The sequence below is a fragment of the Microcoleus sp. MOSTC5 genome, from assembly GCF_036701825.1.
Classification (GTDB): Bacteria; Cyanobacteriota; Cyanobacteriia; order Cyanobacteriales; family Microcoleaceae; genus Microcoleus; species Microcoleus asticus.
The window spans coordinates 109,910-129,102 of the sequence record NZ_JAUBRK010000013.1 but is presented as its reverse complement, the minus strand read 5'-3'; the positions used below and the strand labels follow the sequence as shown (position 1 = coordinate 129,102).

21 protein-coding genes are annotated in these 19,193 nt (G+C 44.3%); 8 read left to right on the top strand and 13 right to left on the bottom strand.

What is annotated here, in order from left to right; all coding sequences use genetic code 11:
- Nucleotides 1-55 precede the first annotated feature (55 nt).
- Together QUA54_RS09680 and QUA54_RS09675 are read left to right on the top strand one after the other, a co-directional pair.
- Complete coding sequence (locus tag QUA54_RS09680; RefSeq protein WP_333414343.1) at nucleotides 56-391, top strand: nucleotidyltransferase domain-containing protein; 336 nt, start codon at nucleotides 56-58, stop codon at nucleotides 389-391.
- Nucleotides 388-783: a HEPN domain-containing protein gene (locus QUA54_RS09675; protein ID WP_333136428.1), complete on the top strand. Its 396-nt coding sequence runs from the start codon at nucleotides 388-390 to the stop codon at nucleotides 781-783. Before QUA54_RS09680 ends, QUA54_RS09675 begins: the two co-directional genes overlap by 4 nt.
- Nucleotides 784-1,336: 553 nt before the next feature.
- Here QUA54_RS09675 and QUA54_RS09670 read toward each other — a convergent pair.
- Nucleotides 1,337-2,425 carry a hypothetical protein gene (locus QUA54_RS09670; RefSeq protein ID WP_333414341.1) on the bottom strand — a complete coding sequence of 363 codons (1,089 nt, stop codon included), beginning with the start codon at nucleotides 2,423-2,425 and terminating at the stop codon, nucleotides 1,337-1,339.
- 171 nt (nucleotides 2,426-2,596) lie between these two features.
- Here QUA54_RS09670 and QUA54_RS09665 point away from each other — a divergent pair, with 171 nt between their 5' ends.
- From QUA54_RS09665 to QUA54_RS09655, 3 genes are read left to right on the top strand one after another with little or no spacing between them, the layout of a single operon-like run.
- Nucleotides 2,597-2,872 carry a hypothetical protein gene (locus QUA54_RS09665; protein WP_333414340.1) on the top strand — a complete coding sequence of 92 codons (276 nt, stop codon included), beginning with the start codon at nucleotides 2,597-2,599 and terminating at the stop codon, nucleotides 2,870-2,872.
- A gap of 39 nt (nucleotides 2,873-2,911) precedes the next feature.
- Nucleotides 2,912-3,532 (top strand): Uma2 family endonuclease, encoded by a 621-nt coding sequence (locus tag QUA54_RS09660; protein WP_333414339.1) that lies wholly within the window; start codon nucleotides 2,912-2,914, stop codon nucleotides 3,530-3,532.
- Nucleotides 3,519-3,665 (top strand): hypothetical protein, encoded by a 147-nt coding sequence (locus QUA54_RS09655; RefSeq protein WP_333414338.1) that lies wholly within the window; start codon nucleotides 3,519-3,521, stop codon nucleotides 3,663-3,665. The genes QUA54_RS09660 and QUA54_RS09655 overlap by 14 nt, the downstream gene beginning before the upstream one ends.
- Before the next feature lie 109 nt (nucleotides 3,666-3,774).
- On the opposite strand, the gene QUA54_RS09650 is transcribed toward QUA54_RS09655, so the two are convergent.
- The 4 genes from QUA54_RS09650 to QUA54_RS09635 all read right to left on the bottom strand — a co-directional run bounded on the left by QUA54_RS09650 (nucleotide 3,775) and on the right by QUA54_RS09635 (nucleotide 7,422).
- Entirely contained in the window at nucleotides 3,775-4,380 is a 606-nt protein-coding gene (locus QUA54_RS09650) for a hypothetical protein (protein ID WP_333414337.1), read from the bottom strand.
- The gene (locus QUA54_RS09645) at nucleotides 4,337-5,524 is read right to left on the bottom strand and encodes an RNA-guided endonuclease TnpB family protein (protein ID WP_333414336.1); all 1,188 of its coding nucleotides are present in this window, start codon (nucleotides 5,522-5,524) and stop codon (nucleotides 4,337-4,339) included. Before QUA54_RS09645 ends, QUA54_RS09650 begins: the two co-directional genes overlap by 44 nt.
- 509 nt (nucleotides 5,525-6,033) lie before the next feature.
- Nucleotides 6,034-6,393 (bottom strand): hypothetical protein, encoded by a 360-nt coding sequence (locus QUA54_RS09640; protein WP_333359362.1) that lies wholly within the window; start codon nucleotides 6,391-6,393, stop codon nucleotides 6,034-6,036.
- Between the two features lie 282 nt (nucleotides 6,394-6,675).
- Nucleotides 6,676-7,422 (bottom strand): hypothetical protein, encoded by a 747-nt coding sequence (locus QUA54_RS09635; protein ID WP_333414335.1) that lies wholly within the window; start codon nucleotides 7,420-7,422, stop codon nucleotides 6,676-6,678.
- 141 nt (nucleotides 7,423-7,563) lie between these two features.
- On the opposite strand from QUA54_RS09635, the gene QUA54_RS09630 reads away from it, so the two are divergent.
- A complete protein-coding gene (locus QUA54_RS09630) occupies nucleotides 7,564-9,237 on the top strand; it encodes an AAA family ATPase (protein ID WP_333414334.1) in 1,674 nt (557 codons plus the stop codon).
- A gap of 157 nt (nucleotides 9,238-9,394) precedes the next feature.
- Here the strand turns inward: QUA54_RS09630 and QUA54_RS09625 are convergent, their stop codons facing one another.
- A complete protein-coding gene (locus tag QUA54_RS09625; RefSeq protein ID WP_333414333.1) occupies nucleotides 9,395-9,670 on the bottom strand; it encodes a hypothetical protein in 276 nt (91 codons plus the stop codon).
- A 215-nt stretch (nucleotides 9,671-9,885) separates the two neighbouring features.
- Here QUA54_RS09625 and QUA54_RS09620 point away from each other — a divergent pair, with 215 nt between their 5' ends.
- Nucleotides 9,886-10,272, top strand: coding sequence for an IS630 transposase-related protein (locus QUA54_RS09620; RefSeq protein WP_333414332.1), 387 nt, complete (start codon nucleotides 9,886-9,888; stop codon nucleotides 10,270-10,272).
- Between the two features lie 301 nt (nucleotides 10,273-10,573).
- Nucleotides 10,574-10,834, top strand: a complete 261-nt coding sequence (locus QUA54_RS34435) for a transposase (RefSeq protein WP_445301542.1) — start codon at nucleotides 10,574-10,576, stop codon at nucleotides 10,832-10,834.
- Between the two features lie 189 nt (nucleotides 10,835-11,023).
- Here QUA54_RS34435 and QUA54_RS09615 read toward each other — a convergent pair whose 3' ends face one another.
- From QUA54_RS09615 to QUA54_RS09585, 7 genes are all read right to left on the bottom strand, one after another.
- Nucleotides 11,024-11,806: a DUF928 domain-containing protein gene (locus QUA54_RS09615; protein ID WP_333414331.1), complete on the bottom strand. Its 783-nt coding sequence runs from the start codon at nucleotides 11,804-11,806 to the stop codon at nucleotides 11,024-11,026.
- Nucleotides 11,781-11,963 (bottom strand): peptidoglycan-binding protein, encoded by a 183-nt coding sequence (locus QUA54_RS09610; RefSeq protein WP_333414330.1) that lies wholly within the window; start codon nucleotides 11,961-11,963, stop codon nucleotides 11,781-11,783. The genes QUA54_RS09615 and QUA54_RS09610 overlap by 26 nt, the downstream gene beginning before the upstream one ends.
- Nucleotides 11,941-13,452: an EAL domain-containing response regulator gene (locus QUA54_RS09605; protein ID WP_333414329.1), complete on the bottom strand. Its 1,512-nt coding sequence runs from the start codon at nucleotides 13,450-13,452 to the stop codon at nucleotides 11,941-11,943. Before QUA54_RS09605 ends, QUA54_RS09610 begins: the two co-directional genes overlap by 23 nt.
- Nucleotides 13,453-13,893: 441 nt before the next feature.
- The gene (locus tag QUA54_RS09600; RefSeq protein WP_333414328.1) at nucleotides 13,894-14,112 is read right to left on the bottom strand and encodes a DUF2281 domain-containing protein; all 219 of its coding nucleotides are present in this window, start codon (nucleotides 14,110-14,112) and stop codon (nucleotides 13,894-13,896) included.
- Between the two features lie 84 nt (nucleotides 14,113-14,196).
- Nucleotides 14,197-16,146, bottom strand: coding sequence for a CHASE2 domain-containing protein (locus QUA54_RS09595; RefSeq protein WP_333414327.1), 1,950 nt, complete (start codon nucleotides 16,144-16,146; stop codon nucleotides 14,197-14,199).
- A 24-nt stretch (nucleotides 16,147-16,170) separates the two neighbouring features.
- Nucleotides 16,171-16,959, bottom strand: coding sequence for a response regulator transcription factor (locus QUA54_RS09590; protein ID WP_333414326.1), 789 nt, complete (start codon nucleotides 16,957-16,959; stop codon nucleotides 16,171-16,173).
- Between the two features lie 497 nt (nucleotides 16,960-17,456).
- On the bottom strand, nucleotides 17,457-19,190 hold the full coding sequence (locus tag QUA54_RS09585) for a ShlB/FhaC/HecB family hemolysin secretion/activation protein (RefSeq protein WP_333414325.1): 1,734 nt from the start codon (nucleotides 19,188-19,190) through the stop codon (nucleotides 17,457-17,459).
- Between the last annotated feature and the right edge of the window lie 3 nt (nucleotides 19,191-19,193).

Here is a 19,193-nt window from a genome sequence, read left to right as displayed (position 1 = left end):
TGGTATATTGCCAACATCTTAGCTAAAAAAATCATCGATTGGCTTATAAACAACTATGCCAACTTCAACGATCAATGTTCAACTCAAAGAAATTATTGCCCAAATCCGCCAGGGATTAGAAAATCTTTATGGCGAACAGTTAATCCGAATCATTCTTTATGGTTCCCAAGCCAGAGGCGATGCTAGACCGGACTCCGATATTGATATATTAATCCTTCTCAAAGAACCCTTCAATTACTCCCAAGAAAGCGAGCGTATTTCTGTTTTGATTGCCGATATATGCTTAGAACATACCGTCGTGATTAGCTGTATGTTTGCCACACTTCAGAAGTACCAAGAGTATGAAAGCGGTTTCTTTCGCAATATCCGTCGCGAAGGAGTCCCAATTTGAACCCAGAGCAACAAAGGTTACTTGATAAAGCTGATAGAACTTTGCAGGCTGCACGGGTTTTATGTGAGCAAGGCTTTTTTGATTCTGCCGCTTCCCGCGCTTATTATGTGATGTTTTACACAGTCACTGCATTTTTAGAGTCAGAGAAATTATCTTATTCTCGCCACTCCGCTGTCATCGCCGGTTTCGGTCAAAAATTTGCTCGTTCGGGCCGCGTTCCGGTGCAGTTCCATCGTTACCTAATAGATGCTCAAAAAACTCGATTAGAAGCTGATTATAACGCTGATATACAAATCTCACAAACAGACGCAGTGCAAACAATAGATCGGGCAGAAGAAATGCTCAACTTTGCTTTGGCAAATATTGATTCTATTCCTCCATCCTCTCCTTGATTGAGTAGATAGCCTGCTTTCCACTCCTGCACCCGCCAACTAAAGAAACCGGGTTTTTCAGCAGATTCAACACTGCGATTCAGTATTTTCGTAAAAAACCCGGTTTCTGGGCCTCCCTCTTTGAGCCCTATATATTAACTTTTATTATAAAAACTCCGATTTTGCGTAAAAATACCCCGCGAAATCCCAATACACAATAGAAGGCTTTCACCTTCGGAGCAAATTCACTCCCCAAAAACTATGACAGCCACAACTATGCCGATCGCCAGATCGCCCCTTACAGCCACCGTCTAGCCACCGCAACCGACGCAAAGGATCTCGCTCTGGCAAGCATTCGCTGCTGAACGCGAAGCTATCGACCCCTCAATGCTAGTCAAACCTAACTTTGACTTTGAAAAATACGTCATCAATTAAATTAAAAAACCCCTTTCTTTATGCTGGTTATTAGAACACAGCGACAGCATCATCGGTTGTCTATTTATCTACTATTACGACGACGAAGCCCCGCCTGCAAATCTCCCCGAATATTTGATTCAGCAACACCATGAGCCACTCAATCAAGCTTGTGTCTGTTCTCAATCTGTTCTAAATACTGCAATTCGGTGGGAGTAAGAACCGTTGCTCTTTCTAACAAGTTCAGGATTTCTACTTCAAACGGATCTAGATTTCCTAATTGGTGAAGTCGGCCAGTGCGATCGCAAATTTCTTGAAGTCCCGGTTGATTTTCGAGCGGCACAGCAGTGAGAGCTGAGTGTTTGAAGGTGTATGACTGCATGGTAATGGTAGGGATGTGTCGCATCCACACAGTGGCGGTTTTCTCGCCCACTGACTGAATGCGCCCCAACCGGCCGTTAACGTCTTGGCGATCGGGCGCGTACACTTCCACCAAGGAACCAATTTTGAGCGTCAGGTGGTGAGCGATGGTAAGTTCACCTTCAGGTTTTACTTTTTTGTCGCGCCCCTGTAAAGTTTTTGCAACCTTAGCCGGATTGCTGCGAGCGTCAATCGCCAAAGCGATGACCTGCTTCTTGGTCATCCCCGCAGAGCGACTCAATATTCTCCACTTCATATCCTCTCCTCCAATGGAACTCAGAGTGTCTACTGCTTTAGCAAACTGAGCGTCTCTGCGAATTGTTTTTGGGGATGCCTTGAACTGTGCCCCCAACTTTGTCTCTGTTTTCAAGTGGTCATTTTGACCACTTGATTTTCTGTCTCCGCCGCGGGACTGTTTGGTGAGTTCGTACCAAGTGCCGCGCAAATAGCTGACTGACTCAGACGTGAGATTGCGGCGGCCCAGTTGATTGAGGAGCATCCAAACTTTGACGGTGTTAGGGCTGTCGAAAGACATCTCTACAGTTTGGTAGGGGATGCCGTGCGCCGTACAAATAGCATAGCGGTTGTGACCGTCGATGAGAATTTTTTCCTCAGCCCAAACCACCAAAGGGTCCCGACACCCTTTCTCTTGAATGCTGGCTTCTAAGGTAGCAAACTCGCTCGCACTCAAAGGAGGGATGAGCGTTTGGAAATCTGGGTGAATCCGCAGGGAGTCTGCAACAGTGTGGTGGTGCTTTCGGGTTGAGCCTCGCAAAACTACTAAAGGTTGACGCTGCTCGCTGCCCGGTGTCTCCTGAGTTGGGTGCATTTCCTAGTGCCTCCTGAGATAAGTCAACCCCTGACTTGCCAGCCCCAAAGCCCGACACCAGATTGAAGAAGTTGACTCGTATAGGTTGATTCCATATTACCTATAGTACCACGGAAATTTGCTCGTAATGTGGGATAATAAAGAAAAAAGTCGAAAGGATAATGTTGCAAAATGCCCCCAAGCAAAGGAACGCAGCTCCACCCCAACTCTCTAGCTAATTTAAAGTTAGGCGGAGGCGAACCTCGATATGAGGAGCCAAAAAAGCAAAGGAACATTCAGGTAACATCTGCGGGGTGGGAAGGTTTTCGCGCTATTGCTAGAGAGCGCGGATTGAGTTTGAGCGAGTTGATCGAACAGATTGGCAGGCGCAAGATTACTTTGACTGACGCCGAGGAACAAAGTCGCAAACAACCCACAGCCAATCTTTCAGGTATGGCGGGGCTTTGAATAAAGATGTACATTGCCGTCGGATGAGGAAAAAACACAATGGTTCAATCACCTCCAAAGCTTATAACTGTTGATGAATTTATTACAAACTACGGCGACAGCGATTGCTACGAACTGATTGATGGTGAATTAACCGAAATGGAACCAACAGGGCCGCACGAACAAGTATCCGGTTTTCTGGGACGAAAACTGAATGTAGAAATTGACAGACTGGATCTACCCTACTTTATCCCCCCTCGCTGTCTCATCAAACTATTAGGAACAGCAACAGCTTTTCGCCCTGACGTGCTGGTATTAGATGAAACTCGACTAATTAATGAACCTTTGTGGCAACAAGAACCTGTAATTACATCAGGTTCCTCAATTAAACTGATTGCTGAAGTCGTTAGCACCAACTGGCAAAACGATTACGCCCGCAAAGTTGAAGATTACGCCCTGCTTGGAGTGCCTGAGTATTGGATTGTTGACTATTTGGGCATTGGTGGCAGAGAATATATTGGCAAACCAAAACAGCCAACAGTTACAATTTGTACGCTGCAAGATGACGAGTATCAAAAACAGTTGTTTCAAAATGACGATCGGCTTATTTCATCAATCTTTCCCGACTTGCAATTAACCGCACAAAAAATCTTCGCGGCCGGCAGATATGCTGCTATGTAGCTTATATCTAGGTAACGTCGGTAGGATGGAGGAAATTCGTGCGATCACAATTGAACGGGGATTGAGTCTCAACGAGTTGAGCGAACAGATTGGCAAGGGTCTGATTCCCCTTGGCGCTGAAGAAAGTAACTAATAGCTTGGTCAGGAAAAGGAGGGTGCATTCAAAAAAACTTTCTATCAAATCGTTACCATAAGTTGTTTTGAAATAAAAGACTAATTGGCTTGTTGATTCCCCGAGCGTGCTAACTAACTTTCAAAATTTGCTCAATTAGGGAGACAACTTGCTGCGGTCGATGCTCAAAGTGCTTCTTAATTTGAAATTTTAACGAATCGGCTGGCACATCTTTTTTGTTGAGTTTAAGGCGAATATGCTCACTTCGTGGGAGAGTGGAATTGAGCGCTCGAATAACGGTGCGGCATTGTCGGAGAGTGAGGCTATCGACTTGAATGAAGGGTAGATTTAATGTTTCGGTATCAAGTTCAATATTAGAAGCAAATTCGGCTTTAACTTGTAGCGAAAAGCTGAGGCGCTGTTCTTCTGTGGGTTCTGGAGTTGCTGCCGATTCGGCAACAGCAGGAAAGGAAGCAATTTCATTGAGAAAAGGCACAAAATTTTTGGCAATTTCTGCTGTGAGTTTTTCAGAATGATTCATCCGCTTCGATGCTAACAGCGTAGCGATATAGTGAACAATTAAGCCACCGTAACCAAAAATTACCACAGTTTCAATTGTGAGGGTGAGAAAATGCTGAATATGTTCGTACTTGACATCCACCCCGCCGTAGAACGGCGAGGATTCCCAAACCTCACGATTTAGGTTTCTGCTTCTGTCCCTTACGGGGTTTCGCACCTGCCTTAACAGATTTACTCTGTTCGGGTCTTACGGTCGCTCCACAGACTGACACGGCAAGCCCTGCCGCCAAAATATTCTTTGCCGCGTTGATGTCTCGGTCATGGTGCGTCCCGCAATTAGGACAATCCCATTCCCGGATATTCAACGGCATCTTGTCAACGATGTGTCCGCAATTGCCACACCGTTTTGAACTCGGAAACCATCGGTCAATCTTAATTAAAGTACGACCGTACCACTTACACTTGTATTCAAGTTGCCTGACCAATTCGCCCCAACTTGCATCACTTATGGCAAGGGCAAGTTTGGGATTTTTAATCATGTTCTTCACAGCCAAATTCTCGACGGCGATGGTTTGGTTTTCGCGCACCAACCGCGTTGTTAACTTGTGAAGGTTATCTTTTCTTGCATCAGCAATTTCTTGATGTACTTTCGCTACTTTGAGTCGTGCTTTGTGACGGTTGTTTGACCCTTTCTGTTTCCGGCTTAAAGCTTTCTGCGCTCTTCTAAGTTTGCCATATTTTGCCTTGAATCCTTTGGGATTGGCAATCTTTTCACCAGTGCTAAGAGCGAGTAAACTTGTAATGCCCAAGTCAATACCAACTTGACTGCCTGACTGAGGTAATGCTTCAATTTCAACATTCACCAACAGGGAAACTGACCACCTACCAGATGGTGAAAGCTTCACCGTAATGGTTGATGGTCGGCAACCGACAGGTAGCATCCGGCTCCAACGAATTGGCAATGGGTCGGCACACTTTGCTAAGTAAACTTGTCCATCCTTAAACTTGAAAGCAGATTTGGTAAACTCTGCGCTACCACCATTGCGTTTTTTCTTGAAGTTGGGATATTTCGCCCGCCCATCAAAAAAATTGGTGTAAGCCGTTTGTAAATGTCGCAAGCATTGCTGTAACGGTACGCAGCTAACTTCCGACAGAAAATCTAACTCTTCTGTTTTCTTCCATTCGGTTAGCATTGAAGAGGTTTCAGCATACCCTACCCGTTTTTGGTCTTTGTACCATGCCTCGGTTCTTACGGCTAAGGCACGGTTGTATACTAAACGAGCGCAACCCATTGTCCGTCGCAACAAACTCTCTTGTTCCGGAGTTGGGTAGAATCGATAGCTGAAGGCTTTGAGCGTCATGCTCACAGTCTAACACTTCGATTGTGATATTGTGCTAGACTCAATGTAAAATCTTTGTAAAGCCGTCAAGCGAAGGACGGGGTTTCAAAACCAAATTTCTGATGATGATACTTGGCAAATGGAACATCTCTCAAACGTGATCGCGTTTAATATCAAAACCTTTTAACAAAAACAGTTATTTAATTTATGGCCAAACGGTTTTACGCTGACTTATTGAGCAACCTACATTCTCGGATAAAACCAATTAACCATAACTTACGGTTTGTAACTGTGTTGCAAAGGTTTGAGATTATTCGCATTACTGGCGGAAGCTTTCCTACGACGCTCAATGGTAAACTCCGTCAAGGGTTCAGAATGACATTTAAGTTATTACTCCAAGCGCTATTAACTAAATCCTTCTGAGAATGCGATCATAAATGTCGCAAATCGAACTGATGCGGTGGGTGGGCGGGCAAATAAAATCCTGCTTGGAGCAGGATTTTATCCCCTTTATCGGGGGTCGTCATTGATTACTTGACAAAATCATCAATCTCTTCATTATCGTCAGTTGCCTTTTTCTTATGAGAAGCTTTGACTGCCGATTCGATATAACGGAAGTGCAAATCAATCACTGCTTGCTCAGATGAAAGCCAGTAAACGTTGCTCAAGATTTCTTCAAGCATCTCGTCAGCCGAGCAGCCTTCATATTGCTTGTTAAACCAAGTATTGAACGCTTCCCAGTCAAGAGCTTTACCTTTCTGCAACTGTCGTTGTTTGGCACGTCCCGTTAACTCGCGGGCAACGTGCAAAAACATCTCGAAGCGCTGTTCTTCAAGAGTTTCTGCAAATTGCTTTTGCATCGGAGTTGGAGCTGATTTGCGATTAGCCATGATTAACCCTCAAGCGTGTTTTTTTTCACAACTAAAGCGACGGCAGTCTGCTAATTACAATTAATTCAAAAAAAATAGGGGTGGGTGAGTGGGTAAAATTAAATTCACAATCAAGGTCAAAATTTCCTTGATTGTGAATTTGTTGGGTCTGCTTCCCAGAGCGTCCTGATTCGGACGGTGGCGACAATCATTACCCAGCATCGCGATTCGTGGAAAAGGCCTCGATAGAGGCAAAAAAATGCTCTGCTTTTTCAGCAGAGCTTTCTAATCAAACTTTAGCAATTATTCGTCGTCTTCCTCAAATTCTTCCTCTTCGTCTAAACTAAAATCATCCTCCTCATCGTCATCATCCTCATCCTCATCCTCATCGCCTTCCTCGTCTTCGTCATCAATTTCATCGAGTATGTCATCAATTTCATCATCTTCATCATCGAGTTCGTCGTCCTCATCGAGTTCTTCAGTATCTTCTTCTGAGGATTTAGCTAACTCGTTGCGACGCTTTAAGCTTTGAGCATTGAACTCCATTAAATCGGCAATGGCAGCTTGCGGGTTGTCAGCAATTGTATCGTAAATTTGGCTCATCGCTAAGGCAACAACTTCGACATCATACTTGAGTTCCTCGGGTCGGCCAACTAGCTTGGGAAACACAGTATTGTTCCACTCTTGCCAGTCGAACTTTTTACCATTGCCATTGCCGTTGCGCTTGTTCAACTGAGCTTGAATATCCAATCCCAGTTTTTCGCGAATTGCGTGGCCAACCTTTGTCGAAATACGGCTATCGCGACGCTGAATTGTCACACCGTACTTCTTATGAATTGTATTGCGAATCTGTTTGACTAGCTCGCCAGCAAGTTGCTCCGGGCTGAGGTTAGGTTGAGGTTTTGATTTTGCTCCATTGTTACTGCTAACTGTTTGACTGTTCTGTTTTTCAGGTGGCTTAGATTTAGCAGGCACTGGTGAATGAGAGCGAATGGGAGTGGCTGCAGTTTGCTTTTTACTTGTGACCATGATTAACAATTTAACTTGCATAACATCAATTTATTAGTGCCGTTAGGCACAATTACCCCCTCCAATTGAGGGGGAAAACTTCGCTCATTAGCAGGACGCTAAATTTTAATTATGTTAGTTAAAGTTTTATGTTGAACATCCTCTATTTAGATGTATAAATTCATGAAATATTTCACTATTTCGTCTAATTTAAGAGTCCCTCAAACTCCAATATTTGCCCTGGAATATTACAGTGCAGATCGCCAAAAAATATTGTCATCATTTCATCAGTACGCCAGTGAGTGTTGTTTACCTGTTTATTATTGGAATCCTGGCTATGCAACTCTTCAACAGGTGCGGTGTTTGGATAAACCTCTCCCGAATTTAGGTTGTCATTCTGATATGACAAGCGTTTCAGATATTTCGGAGATGTATAATAGTGAATGCGTCTTATGTAAAACTGAGCTATCTGTCGAGAGTGATGTCCTGCAATTTCTGCTGGAAAATGACTGCCCCGGTATCTTTTTGTTAGAGGACATTTTGGAGTCAGACAGTACCGAACAGCCTCTTGTCCGCCGTTATTCTCAATTGGCTAACGCATTCTTTGAGCTGAAAGGGCGTTGGGCAAACCAATATTGGGTACTGCTGGGTGAGTACATCCAACTGCCATCAAAGCTAAGTCCATTAATTCCTCTACTCAAATGTCCGTTACCCGATCGTTTTGAAGTCGAAGTTCTTGTAGATAATTTTTGCGATCGCAATTGTTCCCTTGATTTTGGTTCAGATGCGGTAGCTGCTAAAAAACGGCTGGCTGTTTCTAGTCTAGGGCTGCCAACTGCTGAAATTGAATTAGTGTTAGATCGATCGCTCTCTGTGACCGCTTCAGTGGTTCATATCGCACAGTTGGTATTGGAGCATAAAATATCGCAACTTCGAGACCAGGGGTTGGAGTTCATTGCTTCTCCAGACGTGCCTCATGCTGGCGGTTTAGATTTATTAGACGCTTATTTGAGCGAAGTCGTAAAGCTGTCAGAAGCTGAGGCCAAGAAATATCACCTCAGACCTCCCAAAGGAATGCTGCTGTGGGGGCCGCCGGGGACGGGCAAAAGTTTGAGTGCAAAGCTAGCTGCTAAGAAGCTAGGTTATGCGCTTTTAGCAGCAAGTTGGGGCAATATTCTAGGTTCCTCTAATCCCGATCGCGCTCTCAACAAAATGCTGGATACAGCGGATAATTTGGGCGGCTGCGTGCTATTTTTTGACGATTTTGACAAGGGTTTTTCTGGCTGGGAATCAAATGCTGATGGCGGTGTAGCTAGGCGGCTGTCACAGAAATTGCTCACCTGGATGCAGGAGCATGAAAGCCCCGTGTTAATGTTAGCTACTGTTAACCGCTTAGAAATGCTGCCGGCTGAACTTATTCGCAGATTTGACGACGGCGGAATCTGGTTTGTGGATTTGCCACACAGCGGCGCTCGCTATGAGATTTTCAATTTGCATTTGGCTAAGTATTTCCCAGAGCAATTTGGGGAAGGAAAAGAGAACCTTTGGAGCGACAGGCAGTGGTATTCGCTACTATCTGATTATGCGGGAGCAACGAGTGCTGAAATTGCGATCGCAGTTAAACGCTGTGCCCAGCGAGCTTATTGTGAAGGGCGACCTGGTAAAATTGAATTGGCCGATCTGCGTTATCAGAGAACTCAGTTTGTGCTGTCGTCTGAGCGTTCTTCTGAAGATATCCAGGGGATTCGCAACAAAGCGTCCTTTGCTCGGCCTGCTTCTGGGAGGGATGGGTCTAAATTTGCGGCGGGAGAGCAAGAATTATTCGAGTATCGGCCACCTGCTTACGATAAAAGTTGAGTGTATTATTATACACAGCAATAGCATGGGTTTGTTGGTGATCCAAAAAGCTTTGACGGTAGATAGAGTTAGCGCAAAAGTTTTATAACGCTTTCCCTCGCAAATAATAACCAGTGCATGTGTTTAATAACAAATGCACTGGTTATCGTATTATAAGCTAAAACTTAACTTGGACGCGATAGCCGCAATTTTCAAGGCCGAGTTTGACTCCCTGCCAAGTTAACCCTGTTTCTGGTTCAAGGGCTACAGTTAAAGCCTTGGTTGTGTAGCCGCATTCTCCCTCCTGCCTGATAACGCTATATTCAGTTTGGGCCAGCATGGCAATAGCGCATTTTGATAACTTGCCAACGATATTTGCCGCTTGGTTACTAACAGTGATAATTACCCCTATTTTGTCACTCTGGGAAATTAAAAATAAGAGCCAAATTTTCAACTGTATATAGATCAAGGATTTGAGCATTTATTTTCCAACAGAATGGCTGAAATCAAGGTTTTTGGTAAAAGTCTTATGCTATAACCATCCCAGATTATTTTCTGCCGAAAGTGACAAAAGAGAGGTATGTAGTAAATCGTACAGAAGTAAGCTTTCTAATACAGCACTTCCGGATGTTATGAGGTACAATATAATCAACTAAAAATAATATACCAATGAAAGCATACTCAGTAGATTTGCGAGCCAAAATAGTAGCAGCCCATTTAGAACAGAAGCTGTCGATCAGAAAAACAGCAGAAATATTTGCCTGCAGTAAAAGCTTAGTTCAAAAACTTGTCAAGCAACAAAAAATCGAGGGAAATTTACAGCCTAAACCCAGGGGGAAACCCAGATTCAGTCATTTAAATACTGCGTCAAAACAATTAAGAGAAATAGTGGCAGCACATCCCGATGCAACCTTGGTAGAATTGTGTGAGTTATTCGCCCAAAAGACAGGAAATTGGGTAGGCAGAACAGCAATGTGTAGTGCCTTACAGAAGTTGGAATTAAATCATAAAAAAAAACAGTCAGGAGTAGTCAAGCAGGCAGAGAAAGAGTCATGAAGTTAAGATTAGAGTATTGGGAAAAAGTTAAGGATATCGATCCCAAAAATCTAGTCTTTTTAGATGAGACTGGAGTATGGCTAGGTTTAAGCAGAAGTCATGCACGTTCCCAACTAGGGAAAGCGAGCCTATGCAGTCAAACCTTTTTATCGAGGCCAAAAAGTCACAGTAATTGGTGCAATTAGTCTCACCCAAGTAGTGGCATTAATGACCATAGACAACTCGATGGATAGCCAAGCATTTGAGGTATTTATCGAGCAATGTTTAGTGCCACAATTGTGGTCGGGAGCAGTAGACGTGAATTGATAACTTACCAGCGCATAAAGTAGATTCAATTAAGCCTATGATTGAAGCAGTGGGTGCTTCTATCTTGTGTTTGTCCCCCTACTCTTCTGATTTTAATCCTATTGAATTATGGTGGTCGCAACTCAAATCTTTATTGCGACAGTTTTCACCAAGTAGCACTAAAATGGTTGACAGGATAATTGCTGTGGCTCTTGACTTAATTAATCCGAAACATCTTAAAAACTGGTTTACTAATTGCTGCTACTGTACCTCATAACATCCGGAAGTGCTGTAAGCAGTTGACACCCAAATTTCTCGCTCGACAGCGGCATTTTCCCGATGCCGCTTTCGCTCTTGTTTAATCAGACCCAACATTAGATGAGCTTACCCTGATAGGTCATAACTAAAATGTTGCTAAAAAGTAGAATTTATTAAGTATGTCAGCGCGCGCTATCTGCAATCTGCTTCAGCGCGCGCTATCTGCAATCTGCTTCAAGTTTTCAATTTGTTTTGCGCGGGCATCCCGTTCTTTTGGTGACAATTGTGAAGTGGTTTTTGGTGCTTCCGACACAGCCAAATCTTTTAACAAAGTTGAACCCACTTCTCCCAGTTTCGACGCTTGGGCTAGTTTGAGCGCTTCATCTAGCGCGTTGTACCATAAACCTGCCTCAGCATAGATATTAGCTTTCTCAACGCTATTTACTGCTCTGTTGAGTTTACTTTGCACGGCAGCAGGCATTGCTACAACCTCAATATTTGCCTCGCTTACTAGATCGCCTGATGGGTTATCTGGGTCGCAATTGATAACAACTTGCCAAAGATATTGTTTCTGCTGTTGCAACCCTAATTCGCTATTCGAGAACGGGGATAATTTCATAATTCCCGGTGAACTCTGCAAGGACATCTGACGAACTTCTTTGGGTTTAGCGCCTGGAATCCACTCGTATATCGTGAATTTTATGGGCTTGGAGGCGGAATCATTAGGCACAAACCAAGCGAACGTAGGATGTCGAGAAATCGTTCGTCCGACGTATTTCACAGAGGCGAGAACGGTTAACGGCAGATATCCTCCAGAACATCCTCTGGTCGTTCCTCCATCCGATCTTCTCTCTGGAGGGACAGGCTTTTGATCGCCAGGTGCATAACCCGCCAGAACTACCGGAGTTACAATCAGCGTTAAACTCAAGGCACAACTGGTGAATAGTTTGATGTTGATGCGTTTGTTAAAGAACCACTGGATTGACATCATAACTTAGCCCTTTTTGCTTTTTAAATTCTTCAACTGCTAATTGAGTTTTTTGTCCTAACTGATTATCAACACTGCTAACATCAAATTCCCGATGCCTTAATTGATTAGGAAGTTGTTCAACCTGTGAATCAGAGTCACCTAATCTCACAATATTCATGCGAGCGTGCGCGATCGCCCTGTAACAGTTTTGGTGACTTTTTGGATAAAAAAAGGGCAACTTTGGGGCTGACATATTCTAGCATCTGTTGACGTACTACTTTCTCAAGACCTTCTAAGGTCGCTATTTCTGCTGAATCTGTATTCCTGTAGAGGATTTGCGCTATCTCGTCAATACAGGCTGATAACCGTAATTGTTCTTCGGGGGTTAGGCTGATTTTTTTTTCCCGATCTATTCTCTTGATTTTACCTGCTGGTAGTCTATTTGCAAAATCGGGATGCTCCCATTTGCCTTCCATCAGCAACTGTTCAAAATCCGCTGCCGGCACAGGAGGGCTGAACAAATATCCTTGTATGACATCGCATTCATAGCGCCAGAGAAAATCTTTTTCTGCTTCCGTTTCAACTCCTTCTGCAATTACCTCTAGACAGAGACTGTGCGCCATTTCAATAATAGCTTTGACAATCGCTGCATTGCTGCAACCATCTGTGATGTTGCTGACAAAACAGCGGTCTATTTTTAAAATATCAAAGGGGTATTGCGTCAGATAGCTTAAAGAAGAATAGCCTGTTCCAAAATCGTCAACAGATAGAGAAACTCCCAAACTTTTCAATTTTTTTAAAAGGGCGATCGCCCCCGACGCATCCTGCACCATCAAACTTTCAGTCAGTTCTAATTCTAAACAGCTCGGCTCCAAACCAATGTCTGCTAAAATTTGGGCGACTCTGCTGCACAGATCCGGTTGGTGAAATTGGCGTGGCGACAAATTAACCGCTACCCGCATCCCCAAAAAACCGGCATCTTGCCAAACTTTAATTTGCCTGCAAGCTGTCTGCAACACCCACTCGCCCAAGGGTACAATAAAGCCAGTTTCTTCAGCAGCCGGAATAAATTCTGCGGGTTTTATCAGCCCCCGTTCAGGATGCACCCAGCGCACCAAAGCTTCTGCACTAATAATTTTACCAGTTTGGAGATTGACCTGTGGCTGATAGTACACTTGAAATTCTTCTCGTGACAAAGCGTACCAAAAATTTGTTTTCAGCGTATGTAATTCGTGTTCAGGATCTTGGATCGATTCGCTGCTTTGCGATCGCAAATTATTGTACTGCTCGGCGAAGGCTTCTTGTTTTTTCAAGCGACTCGCGATCGCGCCTACAAGTTCAGCTTTAGTAAAAGGTTTAGTCAGGTAATCATCGGCTCCCAATTCCATACCCTGCCGCATTTCGGAGCGATCGGCTTTACCAGTGAGAAACACAAAAGGTATTGTAGCAGTCACAGGATTCGATCGCAAAGCCGCCAGCACCCCGTACCCGTCAAGTTCCGGCATCGTCACGTCGCAAAGAATCACATCGGGAGGATTTGACATCGCCGCATATAAACCCTGCATTCCATTTTCTGCACCCGTCACCTCGAAACCTTCTGCCTTTAGGAGTTTGAGAATATTATCCCGAATTACTTCCTCATCCTCAATCGCTAGAATCTTTTTCATGTGTCATTCCCTGAAAGCAGTGTAATTAACCGGCGTTGCTTGACACCATCGAGTCAGAACAACTGAAAACGCGATCGCTCGATCGACAGAACATCTGACATAGTTGTTGCGGAAAATAAATGCTCCTCCGTGAAAAACCTAGATTTTTCAAGGACAATTATATTAAAACTTCTCGGCTACCCTAGCTCTCTCCGTATTAATATTAGTATTAGTCCTACAATAAATAAATAGATTAGATCGAACTAGAGTAGTTTGTGCCAAGTTAATTGCTTAAGTTGGTATTTCCTGTTGCTTTTTAAGGTAGTTATCATTGCACAACTCTGCAATGGGTAAGTAGGACTTGCTGAATAAGTCGGCGATCGCAAAAACTATTCTTGTCGATGCTCATCCCCAACATCCGGGCAAAATGCTCGTAGAAGCTAACGCGATCGCGAACTCGATTTAGTAGGCGGTAGGCGGTAAGTCTTCGTCTTCACCTGGAAGCGGAACATCAAAGTCGTCTGCCATCCAATAGGCCTTTCCTTTACGCAATCCGGGTATACGCTTCTTTTTCGAGACGCCAGGCAATCGCTGCCGGAGGAAGGCTGCAAAGTCCAGGACTTCCTGTTGCTGCTTTGGGTGGGGTGAGGAATCGGATTTGCTCCAGTAAGGCTTGTTCAATGCTCACAGTGTCCTCCTATTAGGGTTTTAGCTCAACATATATATGTTTTCAATTAATCCAATTTCACTTTTTTAACGAGAGGTCTAACTCCTACCTTTCAAAATCTTGGTTTTGAAGTTACGTGCTATACTAGCAAAATTCCAGTTTCTCCCCGCAATTGGCCAAGTTAACTCACACAAAGTTCCTTTCTCTCCGAGACAGGTTCGCTTAAATTTTCCTTTTAATTTTTTCGCTAGATTTAGACACTGCTTTGTGCCTCGACCTTCAAAGGAAGAGCAAATGCTAGATCCATTATCTTTAATGCTTAGGGTGTACCAGCCTTCATTTTGCTTGCCTGTAGCACTAAGACGGGTCAATTTTTTAGCGTGTTTTCCGACATTGCACAGTGCTTCTTCCAGAAATTGGCAGAGTTCTCGCTTTTGTTCCATGCTTAAGTATTGCTCTTCAATTGGCTCGAACGAATAAGCTTTAACTTTGAGCGTTTTAAAGGAAGGAAAGTTGCGCTGGAGTGTATGGCTGTAGACTTCATAGAGTAGGTCGCGAATTGGGATATTTAAGTCTAGGATTAGACCGCTGCCTAGACGGAGACTTTCCTTTCTATCGAGGGCTTCTAGTTTTAGGTATTCGCCGACTTCTCTGATTTCCCAGTTCAGATTTTTCAGTTCTTCGAGCAATCGATTTGCTTCTAAATCTTGGTCTTGAACGTGCCTCAAAATATTGGCTAGTGTTTGCAGAGGACCATTATGAATTAGAACAAATGTCCGTTCAATGGTGTGTTGGCGGATCTCAATCTGAAACCTCAAAAATCGATCGTATTGATAGAAAGTGTTCAAGATTGCACCATTAATGACCAAAACTAATAAAGCTGGTGCTGCGGGAATCCACCATCCCCCGACGATGAAGGCATAACTAATTCCAACTAACCCAAGACTGGCAGCGGCAACATACACGAGGTTTTTTAATGGAGATTGAGTCAGCCGACCCAGATAAATAGCTAAAACGCCCCAAGCGACAATCCAAAGATATTCCCAACTCTGCGACCAGGTTTTTAAAACGGGTCGTCCATCGAGAACTGCACTGACGATTTGGCTGGCAACATGGGCATGAAATTCTACGCCATAAATTTTCCCAGGCGGTTGTAAATTAGAGATCGCAGAAGTATTAATAAAGTCTTTAATACTAGGAGCAGTTACCCCAATTAGAACAATGCGATCGCCAAAGGTATCGCGCAGCACATTAGGATTACCTTTGGTGGCTTCAATATCGTTAATATCTTGAAGGGATAGCGTGCGAAATCGTTCCCGACCGTTGCGATAATTGAGGAGTAGCTGAACGCCAAAATCATCACTTCCCGCGTAGCCTCCAGAATAGGGCAAAAAGCGAGGAAGTTCAGTCGAACCAAACCGCATCGCCTTGCGATCGCGAATGCCATTGCTAAGTTTAATTCCTTCAGCTTTGAGATAGGTTTCTGCCAGTCGCAAAGGCAGGGAAAAGACATATTTTTTATCGTCTTTAGGTCTCTTCGCTCCCAGTAAAGCACGCCTGACCTTGCCGTCATCATCGGAAAGGACATCTACAAAACCGATTTGTTCTGGGGGTAATTCGGGGGGTGGCTTGATAGCAACGGGTAAGACTTTTTCCACCACAATCAGATTTTTGATATCTTTAAAAGTTGCAACCAGTTCGGCATGACCGGGTTCAACGGGTAGATCTTTAACAATATCAAGACCGATAACTCTGGGCTGGTACTTCTGCAAAGTTCTTAACAGTTTGGCAATTTCGCGATCGGGTATGGGGTAATTTCTTATACGTTGGATATCGGCTTCATCAATTCCCACAATGACAATTCGTTGGTCGATCGGTTCGGATGGTTGCAGACGGAGAAACGAGTCGAAAGTTACCCATTCTATCAATTGTAGCGCTCCACTCAAACGAACGAGTACAATCAGCCCTATAGCAACAATTCCTGGTAGTGTTCCTACAGACCAGATGGTAAATTCTTTTCTAATTTTGCTCGAAATAGTGGGTAACAATAGTTTCTTCCTTAACCAAATCGGTCAATCAATAAACCCCTCTTCTCTAGCTCGTTTTTCCGTTTGAATGCGGAGACTTTTGCCATCTTCCGGGTAAACGCCTAAAACGTCTTGAACTTTTGTCCAGTAGTGGCGTATCGTTCTGAGAGATACGTTCATGCGATCGGCAATGACTTTATCTTCCAATTCTTCTTCAAAAGCGAGATTGAGTACCTCAAGCCACTCTGGCTTGACTTCCCCTGGCGGCATTTTCAAATCTTTGGTATGAGTAACTGCTTTGAGTGCCAAGTCAATCCGCTTCAACATCTCCTGGCTGGAAAGTCCTTTGTCAGCTACGGTAAACCCTCCTTCATGAGCATCGATGTCTGGTTTAAGCCGCACCAGTGCCTTGACATAACTGCTTTGCACGACCAAATTTAGGGTGGGATAGTTTTTCATTAAAGTTCCCAGGCTTTTTATGCCTCGATTGATTTCGGCAGTGTGCCCGAAGGTTTCTGGTAGGGAAAGATCCATAATAACGAGGTCAGGCTCAAATGCTTCGACCTGTTGCAGAGCATTCTGGGTTGTTTTAGCGGTAAGGATTTCGGCTTGTGGGTACTGCCGTTTCAGCAAGTCGATCGTTCCGCTTAAGATTAGTTCGTGGTCATCCACTACAAGTATTTTGAGTGTCCCTTGTTCTGGTAAATCTTGGCTCATCGTTGAAACCGTAATTGGTAATTGGTAATTGGTAATTGGTAATACCAAATCCGGGTTTACCACCCCGTTATTGTCATTGCGAACGAAGTGAAGCAATCCCAAAGACTCTGACTTCAAACGGAGGATTTATAAAGGGGATAGATAACCCGGATTTAGTATAATTGGTAATTGGTAAACGGATAAGGACTGAAGTCCTTACTACGAACATATAATGCAATACGGTTCAGATAAGATAGTCATAGAGACAAAACTATGTGAAAAATAGATACTGCGTTGGCGAAGCTTGCCCGAAGGGCTTATGCTTCGCCCAAAGCTCGCAATGACAAAGAAACATTAACTGAACCGTATTGACATATAATGGTTGATTTGCCGGACATCATATGAGTCAGACAAATCGTCGATTTATAGCAACCGCCACACCAGTTGCGGGCAGTCTTGAAAAATGAAACCTTTATTGGGCAAGCTTTCCACTTCTGACTCTTGACTCCTGCTATAAGTGATGAAATTAATTTCATTTTATATGATATAGAAATCAGCTAGATAATATATTGCACAATTGTGCAAATTCGATCGCACAAATCTGCAATTGGCTTAGTAAACTTCTACAGCCTGCTTCAAAACGGCTGATAGCGTACTGAAAAGTAGATGCCCTTATCTTGCAACGAGTTTCCCCGATCGCCAACTGAAATTAAGGGGAGGCCGTAGTCTAAGCGCAACGATAAATCGGGGGCAATCTGCCAGCGCAAACCCAGTCCTAAACTGGCAATTGTAGCTGGATCGGGGTCAGGATCTTGGTTATTCCAGACCGTTCCGATTTCAAAAGAAGGCGCTAACTGAAGTACGCTGGGGTCTGACGCGAGGGGAATGCGAACTTCAACTGAACCCAGGATGCCATTGTCGGCAACGAGTTGGTTTTGTCGGTAGCCGCGAACTGTATCGACTCCACCAATACTGAAGCGTTCTAAAGATAGCAAAGAATCTGGAGTTAGCTGAGCATCAATTCGCGCTGCTAGCACATTTCTGGATGATAACTGCTGCACCCACTGAAATTGTCCCAACCAGGAAAAGAATCGCCCGTCAGTGCCAGTGTTGTTGACAGTTGCATCAAAGGCATCTATCCCCAGACTGAATTGAGAACGGGCGGCTAAAACTCGTCTTCTGCCCCGATCGACCCAATCTTGAGAAAACCGAATTACGGTAACTTTAGATTCGCCTTTTTCAGGACCTTCTGTGAAGGAAAAGGGCATATCGTCGAGGATATACGTTTGGCTGCGACGCCGATCTAAACCTAAGCTTAATGCAAATTCACGGGTTGGTGTTCTGGTAATGGGCTGGCGGAAATTGAGGGAATAGGTTTGAGTTTCGCTTCTAATACCGATATCCCGGAACTCTCGTTCAATAATTCGGCTATTACCATTGTTATAGCGGAGGTTAAGGGCACCGTTACGAGGATTCACGGGGATAGTATAGTTGATGTCGTAGAGGTCGAGTCCTTCAGTACGACCGTATTGGGCTGCTAAACGATCGCCAAATCCCAACAGATTATCATGACTGACTTGTACGCTGCCTTGGACTGAACCAATGCTGGGAGATTGGTTGTTTTCCAGTGCGATCGCACTGTGAAAAGCAGGCGCTTCTTTGAGATTGATTCGCAAGATATTGCGGCCCGGAGTGCTACCTGCGGTTAACTCGGCATTTACCCTTTCGATAAGCGGATCGAGTTGCAACAGTTGCAAAGCTTCTTCTAAGCGTTGCTGGTTTAAGGGGGTAGAGGTGGCAAGTTCGAGGCGCGATCGCACGTATCCTTCTCGCAATCGATTTAACCCACCGATTTCAATCCGATCGAGTTCGCCCTCTACGACTTGAATTTTGACTGTACCGCTGCTGAGGTCTTGATTGTTGGGCAGGAAGGCTCCAGAGGTAATGTAGCCGTTTTTAATATAGAGTTGAATAATCGCCCATCGCAGTTCGAGCAACTCTTCAAACGTGACCGAACGGTTCTCGTAAGGCTGAATTAATTTGGCAATTTCGTCCTGCAAGACAGTGTTTCCCAGCACTTCTATTTTGTTGATAAAAAAGCGATCGCCCGACGGGGGAGTAACTTCAGGTGACTCTTGAATTGGGGGAGTTTGCAGTTCAGGTTCGGGTGGTGGTGAAGGCGTTTCATCGGGGAGAGGACGGGGTGTAAAAGAGGGATTGGGAATCGTTTGTTCGATCGCGTCTGGTGCGTTAGGGGGAATGGTGACACCTGGTGGCGGTGCGGATTGGGCGATCGCACTGAGGGTAAAACAAGTTGATGTCGCGATGCTTGAGCTTGAAATGGCAACCCACCTGAAGATTGGGTACATATT

Bases quoted from the DNA above. Each gene is read 5' to 3' on its own strand.
- QUA54_RS09645 (WP_333414336.1), bottom strand. From the start codon at position 5,524: ATGACGCTCAAAGCCTTCAGCTATCGATTCTACCCAACTCCGGAACAA.
- QUA54_RS09610 (WP_333414330.1), bottom strand. From the start codon at position 11,963: ATGAATATTGTGAGATTAGGTGACTCTGATTCACAGGTTGAACAACTT.
- QUA54_RS09655 (WP_333414338.1), top strand. From the start codon at position 3,519: ATGCTGCTATGTAGCTTATATCTAGGTAACGTCGGTAGGATGGAGGAA.
- QUA54_RS09635 (WP_333414335.1), bottom strand. From the start codon at position 7,422: ATGCAAGTTAAATTGTTAATCATGGTCACAAGTAAAAAGCAAACTGCA.
- QUA54_RS09630 (WP_333414334.1), top strand. From the start codon at position 7,564: ATGAAATATTTCACTATTTCGTCTAATTTAAGAGTCCCTCAAACTCCA.
- QUA54_RS09620 (WP_333414332.1), top strand. From the start codon at position 9,886: ATGAAAGCATACTCAGTAGATTTGCGAGCCAAAATAGTAGCAGCCCAT.
- QUA54_RS09585 (WP_333414325.1), bottom strand. From the start codon at position 19,190: ATGTACCCAATCTTCAGGTGGGTTGCCATTTCAAGCTCAAGCATCGCG.
- QUA54_RS09605 (WP_333414329.1), bottom strand. From the start codon at position 13,452: ATGAAAAAGATTCTAGCGATTGAGGATGAGGAAGTAATTCGGGATAAT.
- QUA54_RS09660 (WP_333414339.1), top strand. From the start codon at position 2,912: ATGGTTCAATCACCTCCAAAGCTTATAACTGTTGATGAATTTATTACA.
- QUA54_RS09670 (WP_333414341.1), bottom strand. From the start codon at position 2,425: ATGCACCCAACTCAGGAGACACCGGGCAGCGAGCAGCGTCAACCTTTA.
- QUA54_RS09665 (WP_333414340.1), top strand. From the start codon at position 2,597: ATGCCCCCAAGCAAAGGAACGCAGCTCCACCCCAACTCTCTAGCTAAT.
- QUA54_RS09680 (WP_333414343.1), top strand. From the start codon at position 56: ATGCCAACTTCAACGATCAATGTTCAACTCAAAGAAATTATTGCCCAA.
- QUA54_RS09615 (WP_333414331.1), bottom strand. From the start codon at position 11,806: ATGATGTCAATCCAGTGGTTCTTTAACAAACGCATCAACATCAAACTA.
- QUA54_RS09640 (WP_333359362.1), bottom strand. From the start codon at position 6,393: ATGGCTAATCGCAAATCAGCTCCAACTCCGATGCAAAAGCAATTTGCA.